Annotated in this window: 19 protein-coding genes; 7 read left to right on the top strand and 12 right to left on the bottom strand. The window is 62.5% G+C overall.

Going from position 1 to position 21332, the window contains the following annotated elements; all coding sequences use genetic code 11:
• Nucleotides 1–102 precede the first annotated feature (102 nt).
• Together FN060_RS12155 and FN060_RS12150 are read right to left on the bottom strand one after the other, a co-directional pair.
• Nucleotides 103–894: an SDR family NAD(P)-dependent oxidoreductase gene (locus FN060_RS12155; RefSeq protein WP_142588243.1), complete on the bottom strand. Its 792-nt coding sequence runs from the start codon at nt 892–894 to the stop codon at nt 103–105.
• Nucleotides 895–999: 105 nt separating this feature from the next.
• Nucleotides 1000–1935, bottom strand: a complete 936-nt coding sequence (locus tag FN060_RS12150; RefSeq protein WP_142588242.1) for a LysR substrate-binding domain-containing protein — start codon at nt 1933–1935, stop codon at nt 1000–1002.
• A 176-nt stretch (nt 1936–2111) separates the two neighbouring features.
• Here FN060_RS12150 and FN060_RS12145 point away from each other — a divergent pair, with 176 nt between their 5' ends.
• From FN060_RS12145 to FN060_RS12130, 4 genes are read left to right on the top strand one after another with little or no spacing between them, the layout of a single operon-like run.
• Complete coding sequence (locus tag FN060_RS12145; protein WP_142588241.1) at nt 2112–2909, top strand: SDR family NAD(P)-dependent oxidoreductase; 798 nt, start codon at nt 2112–2114, stop codon at nt 2907–2909.
• Nucleotides 2910–2964: 55 nt separating this feature from the next.
• Nucleotides 2965–4026 carry an AbrB family transcriptional regulator gene (locus FN060_RS12140; protein ID WP_210310749.1) on the top strand — a complete coding sequence of 354 codons (1062 nt, stop codon included), beginning with the start codon at nt 2965–2967 and terminating at the stop codon, nt 4024–4026.
• Nucleotides 4023–5021: a D-2-hydroxyacid dehydrogenase family protein gene (locus tag FN060_RS12135; RefSeq protein ID WP_142588240.1), complete on the top strand. Its 999-nt coding sequence runs from the start codon at nt 4023–4025 to the stop codon at nt 5019–5021. The genes FN060_RS12140 and FN060_RS12135 overlap by 4 nt, the downstream gene beginning before the upstream one ends.
• A gap of 9 nt (nt 5022–5030) precedes the next feature.
• Nucleotides 5031–5582, top strand: coding sequence for a carboxymuconolactone decarboxylase family protein (locus FN060_RS12130; RefSeq protein WP_142588239.1), 552 nt, complete (start codon nt 5031–5033; stop codon nt 5580–5582).
• Between the two features lie 88 nt (nt 5583–5670).
• On the opposite strand, the gene FN060_RS12125 is transcribed toward FN060_RS12130, so the two are convergent.
• From FN060_RS12125 to FN060_RS12115, 3 genes are all read right to left on the bottom strand, one after another.
• Nucleotides 5671–6624, bottom strand: coding sequence for a Bug family tripartite tricarboxylate transporter substrate binding protein (locus tag FN060_RS12125; RefSeq protein WP_142588238.1), 954 nt, complete (start codon nt 6622–6624; stop codon nt 5671–5673).
• 76 nt (nt 6625–6700) lie between these two features.
• Complete coding sequence (locus tag FN060_RS12120) at nt 6701–8221, bottom strand: tripartite tricarboxylate transporter permease (protein WP_142588237.1); 1521 nt, start codon at nt 8219–8221, stop codon at nt 6701–6703.
• The gene (locus FN060_RS12115; protein ID WP_183949871.1) at nt 8221–8670 is read right to left on the bottom strand and encodes a tripartite tricarboxylate transporter TctB family protein; all 450 of its coding nucleotides are present in this window, start codon (nt 8668–8670) and stop codon (nt 8221–8223) included. The genes FN060_RS12120 and FN060_RS12115 overlap by 1 nt, the downstream gene beginning before the upstream one ends.
• Nucleotides 8671–8834: 164 nt before the next feature.
• On the opposite strand from FN060_RS12115, the gene FN060_RS12110 reads away from it, so the two are divergent.
• A complete protein-coding gene (locus FN060_RS12110; protein ID WP_183949870.1) occupies nt 8835–9248 on the top strand; it encodes a PaaI family thioesterase in 414 nt (137 codons plus the stop codon).
• A gap of 68 nt (nt 9249–9316) precedes the next feature.
• Here the strand turns inward: FN060_RS12110 and FN060_RS12105 are convergent, their stop codons facing one another.
• From FN060_RS12105 to FN060_RS12090, 4 genes are all read right to left on the bottom strand, one after another.
• The gene (locus FN060_RS12105) at nt 9317–11407 is read right to left on the bottom strand and encodes an acetate--CoA ligase family protein (protein WP_183949868.1); all 2091 of its coding nucleotides are present in this window, start codon (nt 11405–11407) and stop codon (nt 9317–9319) included.
• Nucleotides 11408–11563: 156 nt separating this feature from the next.
• Nucleotides 11564–13630 (bottom strand): 3-hydroxyacyl-CoA dehydrogenase NAD-binding domain-containing protein, encoded by a 2067-nt coding sequence (locus tag FN060_RS12100; protein WP_142588234.1) that lies wholly within the window; start codon nt 13628–13630, stop codon nt 11564–11566.
• Nucleotides 13627–15699, bottom strand: coding sequence for an acetate--CoA ligase family protein (locus FN060_RS12095; protein WP_142588233.1), 2073 nt, complete (start codon nt 15697–15699; stop codon nt 13627–13629). Before FN060_RS12095 ends, FN060_RS12100 begins: the two co-directional genes overlap by 4 nt.
• 12 nt (nt 15700–15711) lie before the next feature.
• Nucleotides 15712–16860 carry an acyl-CoA dehydrogenase family protein gene (locus FN060_RS12090; RefSeq protein ID WP_142588232.1) on the bottom strand — a complete coding sequence of 383 codons (1149 nt, stop codon included), beginning with the start codon at nt 16858–16860 and terminating at the stop codon, nt 15712–15714.
• Between the two features lie 173 nt (nt 16861–17033).
• Here FN060_RS12090 and FN060_RS23460 point away from each other — a divergent pair, with 173 nt between their 5' ends.
• Both FN060_RS23460 and FN060_RS23125 read left to right on the top strand, forming a co-directional pair.
• Nucleotides 17034–17705, top strand: a complete 672-nt coding sequence (locus tag FN060_RS23460) for a LysR family transcriptional regulator (RefSeq protein WP_142588231.1) — start codon at nt 17034–17036, stop codon at nt 17703–17705.
• On the top strand, nt 17600–17956 hold the full coding sequence (locus tag FN060_RS23125) for a LysR substrate-binding domain-containing protein (protein ID WP_425312167.1): 357 nt from the start codon (nt 17600–17602) through the stop codon (nt 17954–17956). Before FN060_RS23460 ends, FN060_RS23125 begins: the two co-directional genes overlap by 106 nt.
• On the opposite strand, the gene FN060_RS12075 is transcribed toward FN060_RS23125, so the two are convergent.
• The 3 genes from FN060_RS12075 to FN060_RS12065 form a co-directional block, all read right to left on the bottom strand.
• A complete protein-coding gene (locus FN060_RS12075; protein ID WP_142588229.1) occupies nt 17953–19122 on the bottom strand; it encodes a PrpF domain-containing protein in 1170 nt (389 codons plus the stop codon). The two genes, FN060_RS23125 and FN060_RS12075, sit on opposite strands and share 4 nt — an antisense overlap.
• 200 nt (nt 19123–19322) lie before the next feature.
• Nucleotides 19323–20150 carry a transporter substrate-binding domain-containing protein gene (locus FN060_RS12070; RefSeq protein ID WP_142588228.1) on the bottom strand — a complete coding sequence of 276 codons (828 nt, stop codon included), beginning with the start codon at nt 20148–20150 and terminating at the stop codon, nt 19323–19325.
• A gap of 158 nt (nt 20151–20308) precedes the next feature.
• Nucleotides 20309–21238, bottom strand: coding sequence for a LysR family transcriptional regulator (locus FN060_RS12065; protein WP_077547561.1), 930 nt, complete (start codon nt 21236–21238; stop codon nt 20309–20311).
• Between the last annotated feature and the right edge of the window lie 94 nt (nt 21239–21332).

The following is a 21332-nucleotide window of genomic DNA, read 5'->3' as shown; positions in this document are numbered from 1 at the left end:
CGGCAACGGCGCCGGTGGAGGATCCAATACCTCCCGTTATCGCTTCGGCCGGCCATCCCTCTGGGTCGGCCGACCGTCGGTCGTTGCCATTGCAGGGACAGATCAGCCCCGCTTGAGCAAGAGGCCGCCGTCCACGGGCAGCAGGACGCCGGTGATGTACTTAGCTTCGTCGGAGGCCAGAAAGACTGCCGCGTTGGCGACGTCCAGTGCCTCGCCCATGAAGCCCATGGGGACGAGTGCATCGCGTTCTGCGCGAATTTCCTCGCGGCTACGCCCGGTCTCGGCGGCCCGGCGCTCGATCGCCATCGGCGTATCGATCAATCCGGGAACGATGACGTTCGCTCGCACGCCGAAGGCGGCATTCTCGGCTGCGACGTGCTGCGTCAACGTGTTGATTGCCCCCTTCGACGTCTTGTAAGCGAGCGTCGGGCGCTTGGAGAGCGACGAGGTGGAGGAGATGTTGATGATCGAACCCGACCGCTGTTGGCGCATCACCGGCAGCGCGTGCTTGCACATCATGAACATGCTCTGGAGGTTGAGCGTGATGATGCGCTCCCAGACCTCCACTTCGAGCTCCCATGTCGGCCTGTCGCCCTTGGACATGCCGACATTGTTGTGCAGGATATCCACCCGACCGTAGCGAGCGACTGCGGCTTCGATGACGGCGCGGCAATCATCCTCGCGGGTCACATCGGCCTCGAACGTGCTCGCCTGCGCCCCGTCCAGGAGTGCGCGGGTGTCCTCCGCCCAGGCGCCGACCTTGTCGACGAGCAGGCAGGTCGCCCCTTCCTGGGCAAAACGCATCGCGACGGCACGCCCGTTGCCGACCGTCGTGCCGGGCTGCTGTCCCGCTCCGACGACCACTGCGATCTTGCCCTGCAAACGACCAGCCATGCTTCTTCTCCATCCGCCTATCTGCCTAAGCGATAGCATCGGGCAGCGGACAGAAAGCCTGATCAAACGTTAGGTAATCCAGAGTTCCGTTCTGCTAAGGACGTATCAGGGCTGGCTCAGGACGACCTTGGACCCGGAATAGAACTCGGGCGATTCCCCCACCTGGCCAAGCAGCCAATCGATGAACTTCTTCGTTTTCACGTTGACCGAGGCCGTGGTCGGCCAGGTCACATAGAAGGATGCGCCGGTTGCGATCCGCATGTCGAACGGCCGGACAAGCCGCCCCCTTCCGACAAGATCGTCCAGAAGTCCCAACTGACCGATAGCGAGGCCAAAACCCTGCTCGGCTGCCGAGAAAGTAAGAAGCGAGGTATCAAACTCCATGCCACGCCGATAGTCGATCTGGACGCCGATCGTCTCCGCCCAGTGCTCCCATGCACGCCGCCGATACCGCGAATGCAGCAATTCGCAGCGCTCGACATCCGCCGGCTTTTCGAGCGGCCCGACCTTCTCGAGGTAATCTGCGCTGCAGATCACGTCGATTTCCTCGTCCCACAGTTTGCGAGCCTTGGCATCCTTCCAGTGGCCAGAACCCAGCTGTACGGCAACGTCGAGATGGGTTCCCCGGAAATCCAACGGCTCGACCCGCGTGTCGAACCGGACACGTATGTCGGGGTATTTCTGCATGAAATCCGGAAGCCGCGGCATCAACCACAGATGTGCGAGCGTCGGATGAACCCGCAGGTTGACCGTGCTCTGCGTTTCCTGGCTGATGATGCGATGCGTCGCATTCTCCAGTTCGTCGAACAGACCGGCGATCTCAAGGCCGAAGGCTCGGCCCACGTCGGTGAGTTTGGCGGAGCGGGTGCCGCGCTCGAAGAGACTGACATTCAGGTAGTTCTCCAGGATGGCGATCTGCCGGCTGATCGCGACCTGACTGACGCCAAGCTCCCTCGCCGCGGCCGTGAACGTCTTGTGCCGCGACGCGATGGCGAAGGCGCGGAGAGGGTTGAGCGGAAGATTGAGTCTCTGTTCTTGCATAAGCGCAGGTTTCCCTAGAGCGACGAAAAGCCAGTCAACTTCCCAATAGGTCAGGCTAATGTCGACATGGAAGCAATATCGGCTTGTCTCTTGCTCTGCAAATATCCCGGACATAACTTCGCCGGCAGCCCATCTGCAGTGACCCTGACGACAGGCTAAACGCCGGGAGGGGCAGGATGCGGAGGCTTGAAGGCAAGGTGGCCATCATTACGGGTGCGGGATGCGTCGCCCCGGGATGGGGGAATGGGAGAGCTGCGGCAGTCCTGTTCGCCAAGGAAGGCGCCACCGTCGTCGGCACGGACATCAACACGGACGCAATGGAAGAGACCGCACGAATGCTGCGGGACATCGGCGGCGCATTTCATCTTGCACACTGTGACGTTACCGACAGTTCTTCCATCGCACGCATGGTTGAGGATGTCATGTCCCGATATGGCAGGCTGGACGTCCTGGTGAACAATGTCGGCGGATCAGCCAAGGGCGGTGCGGTCGAGATGAGCGAGGAGTTGTGGCTCAAGCAGATCAACTACAATCTCACCAGCGTGTTTCTCATGTGCAAGCATGTGCTGCCCATCATGAAGGCTCAGGAAAGCGGCTCCATCGTCAATACAGCGTCCACGTCCGGAATTCGCTGGACCGGCGCTGCACAGGTCGCCTATGCGGCGGCGAAGGCAGGGGTCATACAATTCTCGCGGGTCACTGCCGTCGAATATGCGCCCTTCAACGTCCGCGTGAACACGGTGGTGCCCGGCCAGATGCACACGCCGATGGTTGAGGCGCGTCTTGCAACTCAGCGCGCCGGCGGTGATGTCAGCGCACTGCTTGCGCAGAGGCAGAGCAGGATCCCGCTGCCCTTCATGGGAGATGGCCGGGACACGGCAAATGCCGCGCTGTTCCTCGCCTCAGACGAGGCCCGTTTCGTGACCGGTACGGAACTGGTGGTCGACGGCGGGATGTCGGCGCGTTGTGACTGACCGCCGAAAGCACGTGAAACCTGGAGGGGGTACGATCTCTTTGCGAGTGAAGCGGTTGGCGAAGCTCTGCCTCCTGCTCCTGCTCGCGGCAGCATCCGGCGCTATCTTCCAATGGCTTGGATCGCCGCTACCGTGGATGATCGGCCCGCTGGTCATGACGGCGTTCCTTGCCATCAGCCAGTTGATGGTCGTGCGGGTCCCCAACCAGATCCGACCATTCGGCCAGGTGATCGTCGCCTGCCAGGTCGGGCTGACCTTCACCCCCTCGGCGCTCGACAAGCTCTTCCTCCATGCACCAGTCATCATCGGGACGGCCGTCGCAAGCCTCTTCTGCATCTTCGCAGTCGCCGCCATCTTCGCACGCGCAAGCGGGCTCACCTTCGCCCAGGCTTTCCTCTCAGCCGTGCCCACGAGCCCGGTCGAGGCGGCCGCGATGGCGGTGGAGAGCAAGGTCGATCCGATGCCGGTCATCTTTTCACAGACGCTTCGGCTTTCAGCGGTCGTCGTCCTCGTCCCCTTCGCGATGTACGCGGTGGAGGGATGGCCGGAAGGCCGGGGCATGATGGTCAATGGGTCCGCGACGTTCGACCCATTGGAGATCGGCCTGCTTGGTGCTATCGGCTTCGGCGGGATGTGGCTCTTCCGCCTGTTGCGCATTCCCAACCCCAACTTCCTGGGACCGCTCGCCTTTACAGCCCTGCTTGCAGCCACGGGCAATGGAATCTCCCCGTTTCCAGCGATCATCCTGTCGGCTGCACAGATCGTGCTCGGATCTTGGCTCGGCTCGACATTCCGTCGTGAGATCATCACCTCGGCAGGCAGGCTCACGCTGGCCTGCATTCTTGCCGTCCTGGTCCTGATAGGCCTGTGCGCCGCGATCGCCTTGGCGATGAGCTATCTGTCTGGAATGGACTGGCGGCTCGTCATTCTCGGCGCAGCACCGGGTGGCGTGGTCGAGATGGCGCTGACCGCGAAGTATCTGCATCAAGACGTGACGATCGTCACTGCATTCCACCTGACACGGATATTCCTGTTCATGCCGAACATCCCCTGGATCGTGGCCCTGATCAACAAGTACGAAAAGCGACGCAATTCCGCACGAGGAGACATGTCATGACAGACTTTCGTCCGCTACCGAGCGATCGCCGGCCCCGCATCGCGGTTCTCGACGATTACATGGGTGTGGCTCACAAGCTGGCGGCCTGGGAGAAGATCGAGGCGAGAGCGGACGTCGATTTCCTTCATGAGCCGATAGGCAAGGGCGAGGCCGGCATAGAACAACTTCGGGAGTATGATGCGATATGCCTTCTACGAGAACGCACCGCATTTCCTGGAGAGCTCCTTTCTCAACTGCCGAACCTCAAGGCGATCGCAGCGACTGGTCTTCGAAACAGGACCCTTGACCACAGCAGGGCACGAGAGCTGGGCATCGCCGTAATGACGACCACCGGAAGCGGAAACGGCGTTTACGCAACGGCGGAGCTCGCCTGGGGCCTTATCCTGGGCCTGATGCGTTTCATTCCGGAGGAGAGCACCGCGATGCGTCAAGGCGCATGGCAGACCCGGCTTGGCAATGCGCTGTGGGGGAAGACTATCGGCATCGTCGGCCTCGGCAAGCTCGGAGCCCGAATGGCTCTCATTGCCAAGGCCTTTGGAATGGAGGCGGTTGCGTGGAGCCCGAACCTGACGCCGGAGCGGGCCGCCGAAGCAGGCGCCACCTATCTCGCCAAGCAGGAACTGCTGGCGACGGCGGACGTGATATCCCTGCACCTCGTGCTCGGCCCCACGACCCGCGGCATTATTGGCAGGCAGGACCTGGCGCAGATGAAGCCCGAGTCAATCCTGATCAATAGCGCGCGGGGTCCGCTGGTGGACGAGCAGGCTCTTCTGGAGGCTCTCCGCAGCGGACAGATCAGGGGAGCCGGGATCGACGTCTACGATCAGGAGCCGCTGCCGGCCGATCACCCGATCCGGACCTTGCCCAATGCTCTGGTCACACCGCATCTAGGCTATTCGGTGCGAGAGACCTTCGAGGCATTTTATCGGCAGACCGTCGAGAACCTGGAGAGCTGGCTGGACGGTCAGCCGATCCGGCTCGCAGAACAGCAATAGGAGGTCAGCATGCGCCTTGGGCCACCCGACCCAAACCATCTCACTGCAGAACAGAAGCGTGTCCACGACATCATCGCCTCCGGTCCACGTGGCCGGGTCCGCGGCCCTCTCGCCATCTGGCTGCACCGGCCAGAGCTGGCGGAAGCCGCGCAGGCGCTTGGCGCCTATTGCCGCTACGGCTCGTCGCTCGACCCCAGGCTGTCGGAACTCGCCATCCTGTGCATGGCGTGCGTGTGGCAGGCGGAATTTGAATGGTGGGCGCACAAGCCCATCGCGCTGAAGGCAGGGCTTGCTCCAGAGATCGTGGAGGCCCTGAAGGCGGGTGAGCGACCCTCCTTCGCAGATCCCGAGGAAGCGGTCGTGCACGATGTGGTCTTTGCACTTTCCCGGGAGCGCAGGATCCCCGACGCGCTCTACGCCAAGGGGACGGACGTGCTGGGCACCGGCCGGCTGGTCGATCTGGTCGGCCTGTGCGGCTACTACACCCTGATATCCATGACCCTTAATGCGTTTGACGTACCCCTTCCGGACGGGGAAACCTACGAACTCACCACCCGATAACAAGATGCCGGCACCCGAGGGGGCCGGCATCCGATCTCACTTGCCATGTCGCGGAAAATGATCCGGCCGGAGCCGGATCATCAGAGCTTTACTGGGCGACGATATTGCGCTCCTTGGCGAGGCCCGCCCAGAGATCCATCTCCTTCTCCACCTGTTCCTTGAACTCGGCTGCGGTCGTCTTGCCGGCCACGACAAAGTTCTCTTCCAGGACCTTCTTGAAACGATCGGTGGAGATGGCCTTGTTCATGTCTGCGTTGAGCTTCTCGACCAGGGCAGGATCCATGCCGCCGGGGCCGAACAGCCCAAGCCAGCCGTCGATCTCGATGCCCTCGACGCCATTCTCCCCGCTGGACTGAACGTCCGGCAGAAGTTCGAAACGCTCCGGTGCCAGCACGACCAGAGCCTTCACCTGACCGTTGTTGACATAGGGCATGACCGACGCGGTCGTGCTGATGTAGACGTCGGCATGTCCGCCCATCAGGTTGACCTGGGCTTCGCCGCCGCCGGAATAGTGGACGACGTCAGCCGGGATACCGGCCTGCTGGATCAGGAGTTCGGCAGAGAAATGGCTGGAGCTGCCGACGCCGGCGGTTGCGAAGAACATCGGCCGCTCCTTGGCCTCTGCCACGAACTGGTCGAAGCCCTCCGACTTCACGTTAGCGCCGCTGACCGCCACATAGGGGCTGGTCGCCACCATGCCGATCGGAGTGATGTCGTTCCTGGGATCGAACGGCAGATCCTTTTGAACGGCAGGCGCCGTCGAATGCGCGGCCGTGTTCACGAGGAGTGTGTAACCGTCCGGCTGCTGCTGGGACAGATAGGCCGTGCCGATCATCGAGCCCGCACCGGCGCGGTTTTCCACGACGACCGGCTGCCCCCACATCTCCTGAAGCTCGGTTGCGAGCGAGCGGGCCATGAGGTCGGTCGAGCCGCCGCCGCTATAGGGAATGATGATGGTGACCGGCTTGTTCGGGAAGTCCTGCGCGACGACAGTTCCCGTCGCTGCGGCGAATGCCAGAGCGGCTGCTGCAAAGATCTTCATGGTTTCTCCTCCGTGTTTCAGTGCTCTTGATTGATGACCCGTCAGCGGTGGCACCTAACGCCGCTCCCGGTGAACCTCAGTTTTCGCTTTCCAGCAGCTTTCTCTTTCCCGCCTCGCGGAACGTGGACCAAAGGCTCCACCCCAGGAGAAGGACGCTGATGACGACGAAGACACCGCTGATCGGACGCTCCACGATCGCCATCAGGTCCCCCCGCGCCAGAACCATGGCTCGCCGGAAATGCTGCTCGATCAACGGCCCGAGAACGAAGCCCAGCAAGAGTGGCGCCGCCGGAAAGGCGAAGATGCGCATCACGTAACCAAGCGCTCCGAAACCCGCGACGGTCAGCACGTCGAATGCGCTGTAGCGGACGGAGTAGGCTCCGATCGCGATGAACATCACGATGGCCGGGAAGAGCAGGTGGTAAGGCACCGTCAGAAGCCGAACCCAAAGACCGATCAGGGGCAGGTTCAGGATGATGAGCAGGACGTTGCCGACCCAGAAACTCATCACCAGGCCCCAGAACAGCGTGGGCTGGTCGGTCATCATCTTCGGGCCGGGATGGATGCCGTGAACCATCATCGCGCCGATCATCAGGGCCATCGTGGCGCTGCCGGGAATGCCCAAGGACAGCGTCGGGATGAATGCCGTCTGATCGGCTGCGTTGTTTGCAGTTTCCGGTGCGACGACCCCTTCGACCGCTCCCTTGCCGAAGCGCTCAGGCGTCTTGGAAACCCGCTTCTCCACCGCATAGGAGACGAAAGAGGCGATCGATGGGCCCGTACCGGGCAGTGCACCAAAGAAGGAACCGATCGTGGAACTGCGCAGCATCGGCATCCAGCTCCGACGGATGTCGTCCCTGCTCGGGATCAACGATCGCATGGTGACGGAGCGGGCGGTTGCAGGGGCGGCCCCGTCATTCTTGGTGCGGATCGACGAGATTACCTCCGAGATGCCGAACAATCCCATGGCAAGTGCGCTCAAGCCAAGGCCGTCCATCAGGTCGAGCGTGCCGAACGTGAAGCGTGGTGTCCCGCTCTGTGGGTCCATGCCTACCGTCGCCAGAAGGATCCCCAGGACGACCATGGCAAGCCCCTTGGCGGCCGAGCCCTCGGTGATTGCAGAAGCGGCGATCAGCCCCAGGACCATCAGCGTGAAATATTCCGCCGGACCGAAGGACAGCGCGTAACCGGAGATAAGCGGGGAAAACAGGCTGAGGACCAGGATGCCGAAGACGCCACCGAAGAACGAGCCGAGAGCCGTCATTGCCAGAGCCACGCCGGCGCGACCCTGCTGTGCCATCGGATATCCGTCCAGGCAGGTCACAACGCTGGAGGACGTGCCGGGAATGTTGAGCAGGATCGACGCCGTGCTGCCGCCATAGGCGGTGCCGTAATAGATCCCCGCCAGCATGATAAGGGCCGTGGTCGGCTCCAGATGATAGGTGATCGGAAACAGCATCGAGATGGCTGCGAGGGCACCGATCCCCGGCAACACGCCGATGAACGTCCCGAGGAAAACGCCGATGAAACAGTAGAGGATGTTGACCGGGGTCAGCGCCGTTTCCAGGCCGAGCGCGATGTTGGAGAACATATCCATCAGAAGGGCCACGCAAAGAGAGGAAGGGGCAGTTGCAGCCCGAGCGAGAAGATCAGATAGGCGACGGCGCTAAGGCCGGCCGCGAGCGCGGCATTGCGAAGAGGACGGAACGACAGGTCGGCAAAAGCGGCCACGAATGTCGCCAGGAATGCAGCAGACAGAAGGCCGAACGGCTTGATAACGACGGCGAAGAGAATGACGCTGCCGAGGACCACCAGCGGTGTAGCCACTCTTATCTGCGGGAACGTTCCTTCACGCGACAGGCTGGCGAACAGGATCATTCCGCCGAAGATCGCAAGGATCACGCCAAGGCTGAACGGAACCATGCCTGCGCCCATGCGCGTGACGGTGCCGAGAGGATAATGCATCCAGGAATAGGCTGTGAAGGTGGCTCCCAGCGCCACGAGCAATGCGCCTCCTACCGCATCGCGGTAGTCGATACTAGGCATGCATTCTCCTCCCTTAAGTTCGTGCGCGTTAGCGTCTCCGATACTCCGGACAAACTTCCCGGACATCAACCTTCAATAAAGCATGCATCCATAACAAAAGGTCAGAGTGGGATGTCCGGCTGCGACGATTGCCAAGGCCCTTCGGTTGCGCGATGAACTTCACCATGGAAGATTTTCTCACGCAGAATGGCTGGGTCTTCGATCCGGCCGACGGATTCATCGGCCATATCGGCGGCTACTGGCGGTTGACCGATCAGAGCGGCGAACACTACGGATTCATCACCCGTGAGATGCATGTCAACCGCAATGGCGTCGTCCACGGAGGCATGATCATGTCCTTTGTAGACCGCGCCTTCGGCCTTCATTCACGCTTGGCAAGCGGATCTGACAAGGCAGCGACCGTTTCTCTCAGTCACCAGTTCGTCGCTCCGCTTCCCCTCGGCAAGTTTGCGACCATAACCCCACGGATCGTCAAGCTGACCCCCCGGATGTCGTTCATCGAGGGCATGGTCCTGTGCGAGGATCAGCCGATCGTACAGGCGCAAGGTGTCTGGCGTCTCGCGCGCAGGACTACCTGACAGGAAGTCAGCTTGGACGGCGGGACAGGCAATTCACGCCATGGTTCCCGCCGCAGTCCATCCCCCGTCTATCCCAGGACGACGAGTGCGTCTGCCGCGGCAACGCCCTCCCCCTTGGGCATCACGAACAGCGGATTGATTTCCGCCTCGAGCAACCGTTCACCGAGGCTTTCTCCCATGCGGGCGAGCGCCATTATTGCCGCCACGAGGGCCTCCACATCATACTCCTTGCCGCCGCGATAGCCATTCAGGATGCGTGAGAGGCGAAGGTCCGAGACCATGTCGCGGGCATCTGTCTCGGCAATCGGCAGGAGCCGGATCGCAGAATCATCCGCCAACTCCGCAAATACACCGCCTGCCCCGAGCAGGATAAGGGGACCGAGCTGAGGGTCTCGTCGCAGGCCGAGGATCACCTCGACGCCTCCGGACAGCATCTTCTGCACGAGGAACCCCTCACGCTTGGGAAGTTTCTGGTCCGCCAAATGGCGCGTCATCTGCTCCACCGCAGGCCCGATCGTGGTATCATCAAGGCCGACCTTCACGCCCCCCACATCCGACTTGTGAGCGATCTGCGACGAAAGGACCTTCAGCACGACCCGCCCACCGAGTTCCGTTGCGGCAGCCGTGGCTTCCGAAGCGGTCTGGACGATGCGCTGGTCGGTACCCGACAGGCCGTAGTGGTCGAAAAGCGCGCGCGACCTGGCCTCGTTGAGCGTGCCGGGTGTCAGCCAGTCCGGAGCACCCGGGACATCGGTTATTCGAAGCGCGGACTCAACGGTAGAAACAGGCAAGGCCGCACGCAAGGCTACGGCGCAGGTCTCCGGATCCGTATAGGCGGGAATGCCCTGCCTGTTCAGCTCCTTGACGATGTGGGGCGCATAGGGGCTCACATAGGCGATGAGCGGCTTTGTGCTTCGTGCTGCACCGTTCTTGATGGCACCAACCGCAATTTCCGGCTGGGCGAGCGCCGATGAACCGACAATCACCACCACGCCGTCCACGCTCTGCGAGTTCAGAAGCATCTCGGTTGATGCCGTCATCACGTCCGGCTTTACACCCGCGAGCGTCACGTCGACCGGGTTTGCCGTCATCGGTTCCGACGCCTGCAGGATTGCAGCAAGACCATTGGCCGTTGCATCATCCAGAAGCGGCACATCCAGTCCACCGATCCCACAGCTATCGGCAACGAGGCTCCCCGCCCCGCCGGTCGAGGTCAGAACGGCCACCCGGCGACCCTTCATCTTGCGTCCCGTTACCAGCATGGCCGGCACATCGAGAAGGTCGGCGAACCTGTCGGCACGGATGATGCCGCACTGCCTGAACAGCATATCGTAGACCCGGTCCTCACCCGCCATGGCGCCCGTATGGGACACGGCGGCGCGTGCGCCCGAATCCGATCGACCCACCTTGAACACGACCACGGGCTTGCCTGCCCGGCGGGCCTTCTCGGCCGCGTGCCTGAACTTCTCGACGGAACGGATACCCTCGATATAGCCAACGATGACCTGGGTATCGTCGTCATCGGCGTAGTAATCGATGAGATCAGCGAGATCGACGTCAACCTCGTTTCCGGTCGTCGCCAGCTTGCTGAAGCCTATTCCGCGGGCAGCCCCGCGGGAAAGCAGAGCCCCCAGGATGCCGCCGCTCTGCGAAGCGACCGAGATGCCGCCGACCGGCAGGTCGCTGACCTCAAGCGCGCCGCTGGCGGAAAGCACAATGTTTCGGGCAAGGTCCATGGCGCCGATCGTGTTCGGCCCCAGAATGCGCATCGTCCCGGCAGCACGAAGCAGTTCCTCCTGGCGTGCCCTTCCAGCCTCGCCCGCTTCACTGAACCCGCTGGCGAGCACGATCGCGAGCTTTGTCCCCCGCTCGGCGAGCTGCCGCACGGCAACATGCGCCCGTTCGACGCCCAGCAGAACGATCGCCGCGTCGGGCGCCTCCGGAAGATCCTCCACCGAGGCGTAGCATTTGAGGCCGGAGATCTCCTCCACCTTCGGGTTGATCGGGTAGATGCTCCCCTCGAAGCCATGCTTGATCAGGTAGTTGACCGGTCGCCCCCCGGTCTTGGTCGGATCGGCCGATGCACCAACCACGGCAACGCTGGACGGACGAAAGAGAGCGCGCAACGCGCTGGCGCGATCGATGGCATTGTCGGACATTCGGTTCTCCCCACTTCAGGAGGAGGAGCGGTGTAGCGCCTCCCCGCAACTGTCGCGGCAATCTGTTTGCTGGAGGCCGGCAGGACAACTGACTAATTGACCTACCGTCCCGACAATGGGTTTGGCATGACTGCTCATCGCAGCCCGAAGGAGGACCTAGGCCGTCCGGTTCCGAGACTCGGAGCCAAGCAAGGCATCCAGATCCGCCCGCCTCTTGGAAGGCCCGGCCGCCGCGGTCGATGCTGCGCAGTCTGACGCCAGTTCCTCCAGGTCCTGCTGTGCTGCCCAATAAAGCGGGCCGCCAAGCCAGCGCGGAAAGCCATAACCATTCACGAGGACGACATCGATATCACTCGCCCTCGCCGCAATCTCCTCTTCCAGCACCAGTCCCGCTTCATTGACGATAGCGGCCATGGCGCGGCGCTGGATCTCGCGGGCATCGAGCGAACGGCGGGCGATGCCCTTCGCGTCCGAAGCCATGGAGATGACATCTTCCACGACCGCGGAGCGCTGCGGACGGCCCTTCTCGTCATAGTCGTAATAACCCGCACCGGTCTTGCGTCCGAGGCGCCCCATCTCGCACAGCCGGTCCGGAATCGCGACGTACCGCGCGGCCGGGTCGCGTGTGGCAGCCTGCTGCTGGCGCATCCGCCAGGCAATGTCGAGGCCAGACATGTCGGCGACCGCGAACGGTCCCATGGCAAATCCGAAATCCTTCAGAGCCTCATCTACCTCGTGCGGGAGGGCACCGTCTTCCAGCATGAATTCGCAGGCCGCGCGGTAGGCGGCATAGATGCGGTTGCCGATGAAACCGAAGCCGTTCGACGCCTGGACAGGCTGCTTGCCGAGCGCCTTCGCGATGGCGAGGCCGGTCGTGACCGCCTCATGCGAGCTTTCCGCTCCCGCAATAACCTCCAGGAGCTTCATGATATGGGCCGGGCTGAAGAAATGCAGGCCGATCACATCCTGCGGACGCGTGGTGGCGGCAGCGATACGGTCAATATCGAGATAGGATGTATTCGTCGCCAGGAGCGCACCGGGCTTTGCGATGGCATCCAATTTCGCGAAGACGCCTCTCTTGGTCTCGAGGTCCTCGAAGACAGCCTCGATCAGCACGTCACAATCCTCAAGCGACTGCAGTTCAGAGACCAGCACAAGGTTGCACTTCGCCCTATCGCCGGCATCGACCGAGAGCTTGCCGGAGGTGACGCCCCTTTCGATGGCAGCCGTTATCCGCGCCTTCGCACGGGCCAGAGCTTCCGAATTGCTGTCAACGAGAACGGTAGGGAAGCCGCGCTGAAGCGTCGCTGTCGCGATATCGGCACCCATCGTTCCGGCACCGACGATACCGAAGCTTTCGAAGCGTCGACCCTTCACGCCCGCTGGCAGGTTTCCACGTGTTGCCTCACGTTCGGCGAAGAAGATGTGCCGCAAGGCCTTCGCCTCGGGCGCGACACGCAGTTGCTGGAACTCCGCGCGCTCTGCCGCCAGGCCCTCGCAAGCACCGACCGTACCGGCAGCCATCACATGACGGATGGCGGCCTGAATGTGCGGCCGGTTGCGCGCGGCTGCCACGGCCTTGGAGGTGGCAGCTTCGATATCCTCCGGCTTGTCTTTCGGTACGGGCAGCTCGATCACCCGCTGCTTTCGGCCCTTAAGGCTGCGGGCTAGCGCCACCGCCTCTTCACGCAGGTCGGTTTCCGCGACGGCATCGATCATTCCCAGCCGCAACGCTTCCGGAGAAGATACCCTGCCGCCGGTGCAGATCAGGCTGATGGCCTTGGCCTTGCCCACAAGCCGGGGGAGCTTCTGCGTGCCGCCGGCGCCGGGAATGATCCCCAGCGTACACTCCGGAAGGCCGACGACCGTTTCCGGCGCGGCGATGCGGGCATCGCAGCCAAGAGCGAGTTCATAGCCACCGCCGAGCGCGGCACCGTGTAATGCCGCCACATAGGGCTTGGAGGAACCTTCGATCGCTTCGATAACCTGAGGCAGTTGCGGCGGCTCGAGCGGCAGGTCGAACTCGCGCAGGTCCGAGCCGGCGATGAAGCTCTTCCCCGCTCCGATAAGCACGGCACCGGCAAGGGTCGCATCGGCTTCCACTTCTGCGATCCGCCTCAGCAGGGCCTTGCGAACATCGGAAGAGCCTGCGTTCACTGGCGGATTGTCGATGATGAGGACGGCGACGTCACCGTCCCGTTCCAGGTGGACGGTTCCGCTCATCCTGCAACCCTCCCGAGTCCATCGATGGCACAGACACCCTTGCCATGCGGCAGCACCAGGAGCGGATTGATCTCGAACTCCTCGACGCGCGGAGCCGTTTCGGCGGCGAGCCGGGAAACCGAGACAATGGCGTCGGCAAGTGCATCTAGATCGCCCTTGGGAGCTCCGCGATAGCCGTCCAGAATGCGGCTGGCCTTGATTTCATGGATCATTTCCATGGCGGCCGCACGGTCAACAGGCGCAAGCCGCATAGTGCTGTCACGGTAGAGCTCGGTGAAGATACCTCCGGCAGCAAGCACCACGAGCGGGCCTACCTGCGGATCCCGACGAAAACCAACCAGAACCTCCCCAACGCCGCGCGTCATCTGTTGCACCAGGATCTCGGTGGCCTTGATCCCGGTATTCTCTTCCACACGCGACACGATCGCCTGCATGGCTTCGGCCAGTTGAGCGGCATCGGCAATATGCAGCACCACTCCACCGGAATCGGTCTTGTGGGCGATCCGGCTGTCGAGAACCTTGGCGACGACCGGATAGGCGAACGGCAGTTGCGGAACAGGGTCCCCCACCTTCAGCACGATATGTGGGGCGCTGGTCAGGCCGTGGTGCTCGAGCAGGCGGTAGCAGGAGACCTCGTCCAGCACTGTGGTCTCGCCGATGAAGGCCGAGCTGTCGAGTGGCGTTGAACGGGTTGGCGCGCGGCGGTGCAGGGCTGCCGCAATGGCGTCCCCGCATGTCTCCGGGTCCTGGAATGCCGGTACGCCCGCCTTCGCGAGAAGACGTGCGGCGTCAGGCGCGTCGGGGACGAGAAATACCGCCAGCGGATGTCCCGGCTCGCGGGCAGCATCTACAGCAGGCTGCACGACCAGTTCCGGGTTGAAGCGGGCAGAGGAGCCAGCTGTCGCCAGCACGAGGTCGAATTCCGGAGCGCTTCGAAGGATGTCCAGCGTCGCCTTCATCACATCATAGCGCGTCCCGGCAAGCGTCAGGTCGATGATGCGTCCCTCACCCGGTTCGATCCCCTTTTCCCGCAGGCGTGCACGCGTTTCCTCGCTGGCCGGCACAACATCGACGCCGCGAAGCGCCATCTGGTCGACGGCCATGGCCGCGCCGCCGCCCGTGGTCGTCACCACTCCGACCCTGCCCCTGCGGGGGCCGTCAAGAGAGGTAGGCACCTGCTGCAGGAGCGGCATGACTTCCAGCAGCCCCTCGAACGATTCAACCCGGGCTATGCCGAGTTCGGCGAGAAAGATGTCCGCAACTTCATCGGCGCCCGCAAGCGAGCCCGTGTGGGAGACGGCAAGTTCGGCCGCCTCTTCCGAACGACCGAGCTTGAACGCCGCGACGGGTTTGCCGCGCTTGGCCGCCTCCAGCGCGAATTCCTGCAGCTTGTCGGCATGGCGAAGCGTCTCGATGAACAGCATGTAGCTGGTGATCTGCGGGTCATCGAGGGTCGCCAGGCAGATTTCGCCGATCGAAAGATCGGTCTCCGCACCCACTGAAACGAGGCCGGCAAAGCCGATGCCCTTGCGTTTGCCGCGCGATACGAGCGCTCCGATCAGGCTGCCGCTGTGGGACCCGACGAAGATCCCGCCCTTCGGGAGGTCCGGTTCCGCGAAGGCCGCGTTGGCCGTCAGCGTCAGTCCGTTATGAAGATTGACGACGCCGATGCTCGAGGGTCCGACCAGCCGAATGGTTCCGCGGGCGAGAATGGCCTCGAGACGCGCCTGATTGGCGATGCCTCTTTCGCCTGCCTCGGCAAAGCCGCTGGACAACATCGTTGCGACCGGAACACCGAGACGCTCACACTCCTCCAGGGCATCCAATGCCTTTTCCGCATCCGTGAGGATGAAGGCATGGTCGGGCCGTTTCGGCAGATCCGCCAGTGTTTTGTAGGCCTTCTCTCCCTGGACGGTCTCACGCCGCGGATTAACGACGAAGATCTCCCCGTCGAAGCCGGCGCGCCGCAGAAACTGCAGCGGGCGGCCTGCCGTCTTCGACGGATCGTCGGATACACCAATCAAGGCAAGGGACTGCGGCCTGAGCAGCGCAGCGGAACTCAAAGTCATGAAGCCTACCTCCTAGCGTGCACGCTGGTCGAACCGCCGCTCGAAGACGTGTTCGGCAATCCGGTTCTTGAGCATTTCGATCGAGCCGCCGGCGATCATCCATCCACGTGTACGCTTCACGCAGTATTCCACCAGGCTTTCCGTACTGTAGCCGTAGCCGCCCATTACCTGCAGGGCTTCGTTCGCCACTTCAAAGCCGGCCTGATTACAGGCAAGCTTCGCGACCGCCGTGTCGTAGGCGCTTGGCAGTTCACCATTCTCGACGGAGGCCGCCCGGTAGAGCAGCATCTGCGCCGCCTCCAGCTTGACGGCCATTTCGGAGAACTTCCATTGCAGCCCTTGGAATTCGCAGAGAGGACGGCCGAATTGGTTTCGGTCAAGGGCATACTGGCGCGCCACCTGGAACGCATACTGGCCGAGCGCCAGCGCCCGCGATGCGTTGCCGATGCGCTCGACATTGAAGCCCGAGATCTGCTTCTTGAAGCCACCGGGACCGAGCAGGATATTGGCTTTCGGGATACGGCAGTTCTCGAAATAGAGGGGGCACCACTCCTCACCACTCATGAAACTGGAACGTTCTCCGATCGTGAAGCCGGGCGTGCCGCGTTCGATGAGCACCGAGCCGATGCCGCCGGTACCGGGTCCGAAGCGCACATAGATGAGGAACAGCTTGGCCTCGGGGCTATGGGTCGAGAAGACCTTCGAGCCATTGATGACGACATCATCGCCATCCTCAACGGCCTTCGTCTTCAGCTCGGTGACGGCCGACCCGGCATCCGGTTCCGACATGCCGAGCGAAATCAATGCCTTGCCTTCCAGAAGCTCCGCCAGGTAGCGTTTCTTCTGGTCCTCCGTCGCGTATTCGACGAATGTCCGTATCGGTCCGAAATTGCCTGCCTGGACGATGTCCGCGCTCTTCGGACAGACCTTGGCGATCTCCTGGATGGCGATGACGGCATCCATCAAGGTGCCACCGACGCCGCCATCCTCCTCCTTCATCGTGATGCCGAGGAGGCCCATGCCGGCAAGCTTATGCGCAACGTCCCACGGATATTCCCGCGAATGAGCACGCTTGAGCGCGCCTTCCGCCAGTTCCTTTTCGGCGAACCGGCGTACAGTGCTGGCCAGTTCGGCCTGTTCCGAGGTGAGATGTGAATACAATGCGGCCTCCTGATCCAAACTCTTGCCGTTTTGACACAGGGCGGAGCGATGACAACTTCGCAGACCTCAGGCCGGCATGACCTAAGCTCATATCGCCCCAACGGATTGGCGGTGGAAGCCGTCACCGCCGTGTTTCATGGTGGCAATCGTTCAAACAGCTGCCGGAACCGCCAATGCCGAAAATGCCGCCCCTCAACCCCCTGCATGTCTTTCATGTCGCCGCGCGCTCGGGCAGCTTCAGTCGCGCCGCCCAGGAGATGGGAGTGACGCAGTCCGCCGTAAGCCGGCAGGTTTCCACGTTGGAGGAATATCTTGGAACCAAGCTCTTCCTCCGCGAAAGCCGCGGCATCGAGCTGACCCAGGATGGCCGGGACTACGTGGAGCGGATCGGCCCGGCCATGGACAATATTGCCACCGCGACGGATCTGCTTCTGGCGCGAAACAGGTCGACGGCTGTTCGCGTCGCGGCCTATCCCACATTCGCGGGCAAATGGCTTATCCCACGTCTCAAGGCGTTCGGTGAGGTTCACCGCAACACGCAGATCAAGATCAAGACCTGCATTTCGCCCGTCGATCCAGAGACCAGCGCGTTCGACGTCGCGATACAACTCAGGCCCATGTCGGAAGTCGATCCCGAGTTCTCCCTCCTCCTCTACCGGGACGTCTTGCAGCCCTTTTGCAGCCCCACCTATCTGAGGCAGAAGAGGCTGACATCCCGGAGGACCTTCTCTCGGTACCGCTGCTCACCTCCCACTACCGCAGGCTCGACTGGCATCACTGGTTCGAGGGAGCTGGCCTTCCTTCGCAATCCATCGAGGGGGACGAGTTTCCGAGTTCGATCCTGACCTATCGCGCTGCCCAGGAGGGCCTGGGCGTTGCAATCGGCCAGCCATTTCTCGTCGCGGAGGAAATCGCCGCTGGGCAGCTTGTGCCCATCTTCCAGCCGATCGAGCGCGACCTCGGCCTCTTCGTGATCTGGACGCGCTACGCCAACGCCCGCGTCCGCGGTTTCATCAAATGGCTCGCAGCGGAAGTGGAGCGCACCGATGGCGGCCGTCCCGCCAACGTGACGGAACCGCTCATCGAACAAGCCTAACGGATATAGGTCGTGCCATCCATGAGCAGGCGAGCCGTCCGCCCGATCAGGGCCTTGCGTACCATGATCCCCTCTTCGCCTGCATGCACTTCGGCAGCCACTTCCAGCACGCCGCCCGGATGTCCCACGCGCAGGTCGTAGGGTCCGGCAGACTGACCGAGATCACCAACCGCCTGATGGACGAGCGTACCGGGTATGCCTGCAGCCACCGCCGTCCCGGCCGCACCCGAGCCGGGATAGGCCTTGGAGAATTCGAAGCGAGCGAGGGAGCGGGAGAAGAGGTGATAGTCGGACGCCTCAATACCGATCCGGTTGGTCGCCTGGTAATCCACCGCTGGGGCAACCGCGAAGATCAGCGGGTTCGTACTGATGCGCAAACGTTCGTCCGCGTCCGGGCCGGTGATGAAGCCAATCTCGGCCGACACTGCCTTGCGAACCGCCTCCAGCCGCCTCACCAGTCCTTCGTCGGCCTGCATGTCGTAGATGGAGGCATTCACGTCCATGCCGATGTCGCCTGCTCGCACGAAGAAAAGCAAGTTGGCCATGTCCACGACGCTGACATCGATCTCCCCCAGGCCCGGAATGGCGAACCTGTCGACGGGCCTGCCGGTCGGCAGCACATTCCCGCCGAGTGCGGAGCCTGCAAAATCGCCGAAGTCCAGATCGATCCGTGCACCCGTGCCCGGCACGCCACCGATGGCGAAATCGCCTTCCACGGCCGGCGCCCCATCTTCGAGCGGTACGTGTGCCACAAGCTTGCGGCCGGTGTTGACCTGGTGGATGTCGACCCGCGCGACGCCCTCGTCGACCTCGCATGCTCCTACCAGTGCTCCGTAGAGTGCTGCGCCAGCGGAGAGGTTTCCGCAGTTTGCTGCCCAGTCGACACGTGGGAGCTCGGTGTTGACCTGGCCGAAGAGGTAGTCGATGTGACAGTCTGGCCGCGTCGGCTTGCCCATGACAGCGACCTTGCTGGTCAGCTTGTCGGCGCCTCCCAGCCCATCGATCTGGCGCCTGTCAGGAGAACCGAAGATCTTGAGGACGATCTCATCGAGACTGGATTTCTCGCCGGGAAGATCATCGCGGTTGAGATAGATGCCCTTGGACGATCCACCACGTATGATCTGCGCCGAGATGGACCGCATGTTGTAAGCGTGAGAAATCGCCACTTCACCCTCCCCGGATGTAACATTATCAGAAGGGCAAGGGGTAATGCGCGCGCGCTGAAAGGCACACTGACGATTGGTCGCGACGGACAGAGCGGAGGTTTAGCCCGTAGTGAATGTCGGCCATCCAGAAAAACGCGCGGAACGAGGTCGTTCCGCGCGTTCAGAGGTCGTCGCCGTGAAGGGTCCCGGCGATCTGAAGGTCAGCCGCCGAAGCCGAAGCCGACCGGCATATCTTCGAGGGTGATGCCGAAGGTCTCGAGGCTCTTCAGGATCCAGGTCTGGTTGTTGCCGATGCGGCGATTGTATTCGGCCCAGGCGGAGACAAAGCTCTTGAAGGTTTCGTCGCCACCATAGTTGAGGGCGATGACCGAAGGCGTGGAGAGAACCGGCGTCGGAACCTGCACCGCGCCGATAGTCGGAGCCTTCTTGGCAATGACCAGCCCGTTCAGCATGGTGTTGACCAGCGCATCGGCCTTGCCGGTGGTGACGGCGACGATCGCCTCGTCACGAGTCTTGAAGCGCAGCACGTTGGCCTTGGGCAGGTACTGCTGGGTGATCAGGTCCTGGGCAGAGCCGAGGTCGACGGCGAAGGTGTACTGCGGGTCGTTGAGTTCGGTCCAGGTCTTGCCCGCAATTTCTTCCTTGGCGGAGACGAGGACGAAGCTGTTGTAATAGGTCGGGTCGGAGAAGGAGACCGACATGGCGCGGACCGGCGTCGCCGTCACGGCGAATGCCATGTCGACCTTGCCGCTCTGGACGTCGAGGATCGCGTTGGCCCAGCTGGACTCAACCACTTCAAGCTTGACGTCCAGCGTCTTGGCGATGTCGTTCGCCATGTCGATGACGAAGCCCTGCCATTCGCCGGTGCGCGGATCCTTGTTGAAATAGGGCGTTTCGTTGAGGATCGCCGGAATGCGAAGCACGCCGCGCGAGCGGATGTCGTCAATGGTGCCGGCAGAGGCCGCCGTGCCACCCAACAGCGACAGCGCCATCGCCGCTACCCCACAGATCTTGGAAATAATGTTCATGCTTCTTCTCCTAGTTCCCCGGAATCTTGTTGATGTCCGTCCCCCCACTCGGTTCAGATGCCTTGCGGGCTTGCCGGTGAAGATCAGCCTAGCGGCGAATTGGCCGGGAACAATGCTAGAGACGCCGAGGGACTTAGCGGGTTTTTTATATGTCCTGATCACAGCGGCGGGACTGAAATCTCGCTGCTGCGCGGCGGATCGAGCACCGGTCCAACCAGTTCGCGCCGGCAGTCTTCCAACAGTTGCTGGACCATCGGATGCTTCTGCAGAAAGCCTGCACTGCCGAAATAGACCCGCACCTCGGGCAGGTTCGTCAGCTTCGTACTGCGGATTGCGCCATCTTCCGGCCCGACGCACCAGGAGGGGATGATCGAGAAGCCCAGACCTTCTTCCACGCACCGCTTGACGCTGGAACTTCCGGAGGTCGAAATAGCCGGCTGGACGATCGCACCATCGCGGCCCAGGAAGTCCACCGCAAGGTTCCTCAGGGTCTGCCCGGGCTCGTAGGTCACGAAGGGGCGCCCCTCGGCCCATCCAGGAATATCCTCCTGCTTTGGCGGCTCCCCCCACACATGCGGATAGACCAGGCTCAGCCGGTAGCTGCCGAGCAGGCGCTGCGGGACGACCGGGTCGCCGAAGTAGCGCTCCGAAATACAAACATCCAGGCTGCCGTTCTTGACGAGCTCCGCCAGCACCGTGTCTCGCTCATAGACCGCGAACTCCATCTCGGGGAAGGCTTCGCGAAACCGGGACAGCACCCGGGGGAACAGGTAGAAGAAGATCGCCTGGGGCATCCCGACGCGAAGCGACGATCGCTGGTTCTCGATCAGCTTGGTCAGCCGCTCGAGCATGATGTCGAGCTCCGGATGAAGGAGGCTGTAGAGCGCCCGTCCGCGGGGCGTGAGCGATATCCGCTTGGCGCCCTGCTCGGAGTCGATCAGCTTTCCCTGGAGGATCTGTTCCAGTCGCCGGACGTGGTTGGCGGCCGACTGGTAGCTCAGATTGAGTTCCCGTGCGGCACCGGAAAACGAGCCGTGGCGAGCCACCTGGTAGAAGGTCTGGATGAGTGTGAGGCTGATCTTTGCCATGGGGTACCCGTTTCCTCCCACCTTGATAAGGCGCCGGCACGTCGTAGCGGATACAAATTTCGTGAACAAGCACGGGCGTCATCTTGTATCGACG

The organism is Pseudorhizobium halotolerans (assembly GCF_902153235.2).
Lineage (GTDB): Bacteria > Pseudomonadota > Alphaproteobacteria > Rhizobiales > Rhizobiaceae > Neorhizobium > Neorhizobium flavum.
Note: the sequence above shows the minus strand (reverse complement) of the source record. Positions and strands in the feature narration are given on the sequence as shown.

Excerpts from the sequence above, each read along its gene's own strand:
- FN060_RS12120 (WP_142588237.1), bottom strand. The coding sequence starts at position 8,221 with ATGGATATGTTCTCCAACATCGCGCTCGGCCTGGAAACGGCGCTGACC.
- FN060_RS12095 (WP_142588233.1), bottom strand. The coding sequence starts at position 15,699 with ATGACTTTGAGTTCCGCTGCGCTGCTCAGGCCGCAGTCCCTTGCCTTG.
- FN060_RS12150 (WP_142588242.1), bottom strand. The coding sequence starts at position 1,935 with ATGCAAGAACAGAGACTCAATCTTCCGCTCAACCCTCTCCGCGCCTTC.
- FN060_RS12130 (WP_142588239.1), top strand. The coding sequence starts at position 5,031 with ATGCGCCTTGGGCCACCCGACCCAAACCATCTCACTGCAGAACAGAAG.
- FN060_RS12135 (WP_142588240.1), top strand. The coding sequence starts at position 4,023 with ATGACAGACTTTCGTCCGCTACCGAGCGATCGCCGGCCCCGCATCGCG.
- FN060_RS12070 (WP_142588228.1), bottom strand. The coding sequence starts at position 20,150 with ATGAACATTATTTCCAAGATCTGTGGGGTAGCGGCGATGGCGCTGTCG.
- FN060_RS12145 (WP_142588241.1), top strand. The coding sequence starts at position 2,112 with ATGCGGAGGCTTGAAGGCAAGGTGGCCATCATTACGGGTGCGGGATGC.
- FN060_RS12105 (WP_183949868.1), bottom strand. The coding sequence starts at position 11,407 with ATGTCCGACAATGCCATCGATCGCGCCAGCGCGTTGCGCGCTCTCTTT.
- FN060_RS12100 (WP_142588234.1), bottom strand. The coding sequence starts at position 13,630 with ATGAGCGGAACCGTCCACCTGGAACGGGACGGTGACGTCGCCGTCCTC.
- FN060_RS12125 (WP_142588238.1), bottom strand. The coding sequence starts at position 6,624 with ATGAAGATCTTTGCAGCAGCCGCTCTGGCATTCGCCGCAGCGACGGGA.
- FN060_RS12110 (WP_183949870.1), top strand. The coding sequence starts at position 8,835 with ATGGAAGATTTTCTCACGCAGAATGGCTGGGTCTTCGATCCGGCCGAC.
- FN060_RS12115 (WP_183949871.1), bottom strand. The coding sequence starts at position 8,670 with ATGCCTAGTATCGACTACCGCGATGCGGTAGGAGGCGCATTGCTCGTG.
- FN060_RS12065 (WP_077547561.1), bottom strand. The coding sequence starts at position 21,238 with ATGGCAAAGATCAGCCTCACACTCATCCAGACCTTCTACCAGGTGGCT.
- FN060_RS23460 (WP_142588231.1), top strand. The coding sequence starts at position 17,034 with ATGCCGAAAATGCCGCCCCTCAACCCCCTGCATGTCTTTCATGTCGCC.
- FN060_RS12155 (WP_142588243.1), bottom strand. The coding sequence starts at position 894 with ATGGCTGGTCGTTTGCAGGGCAAGATCGCAGTGGTCGTCGGAGCGGGA.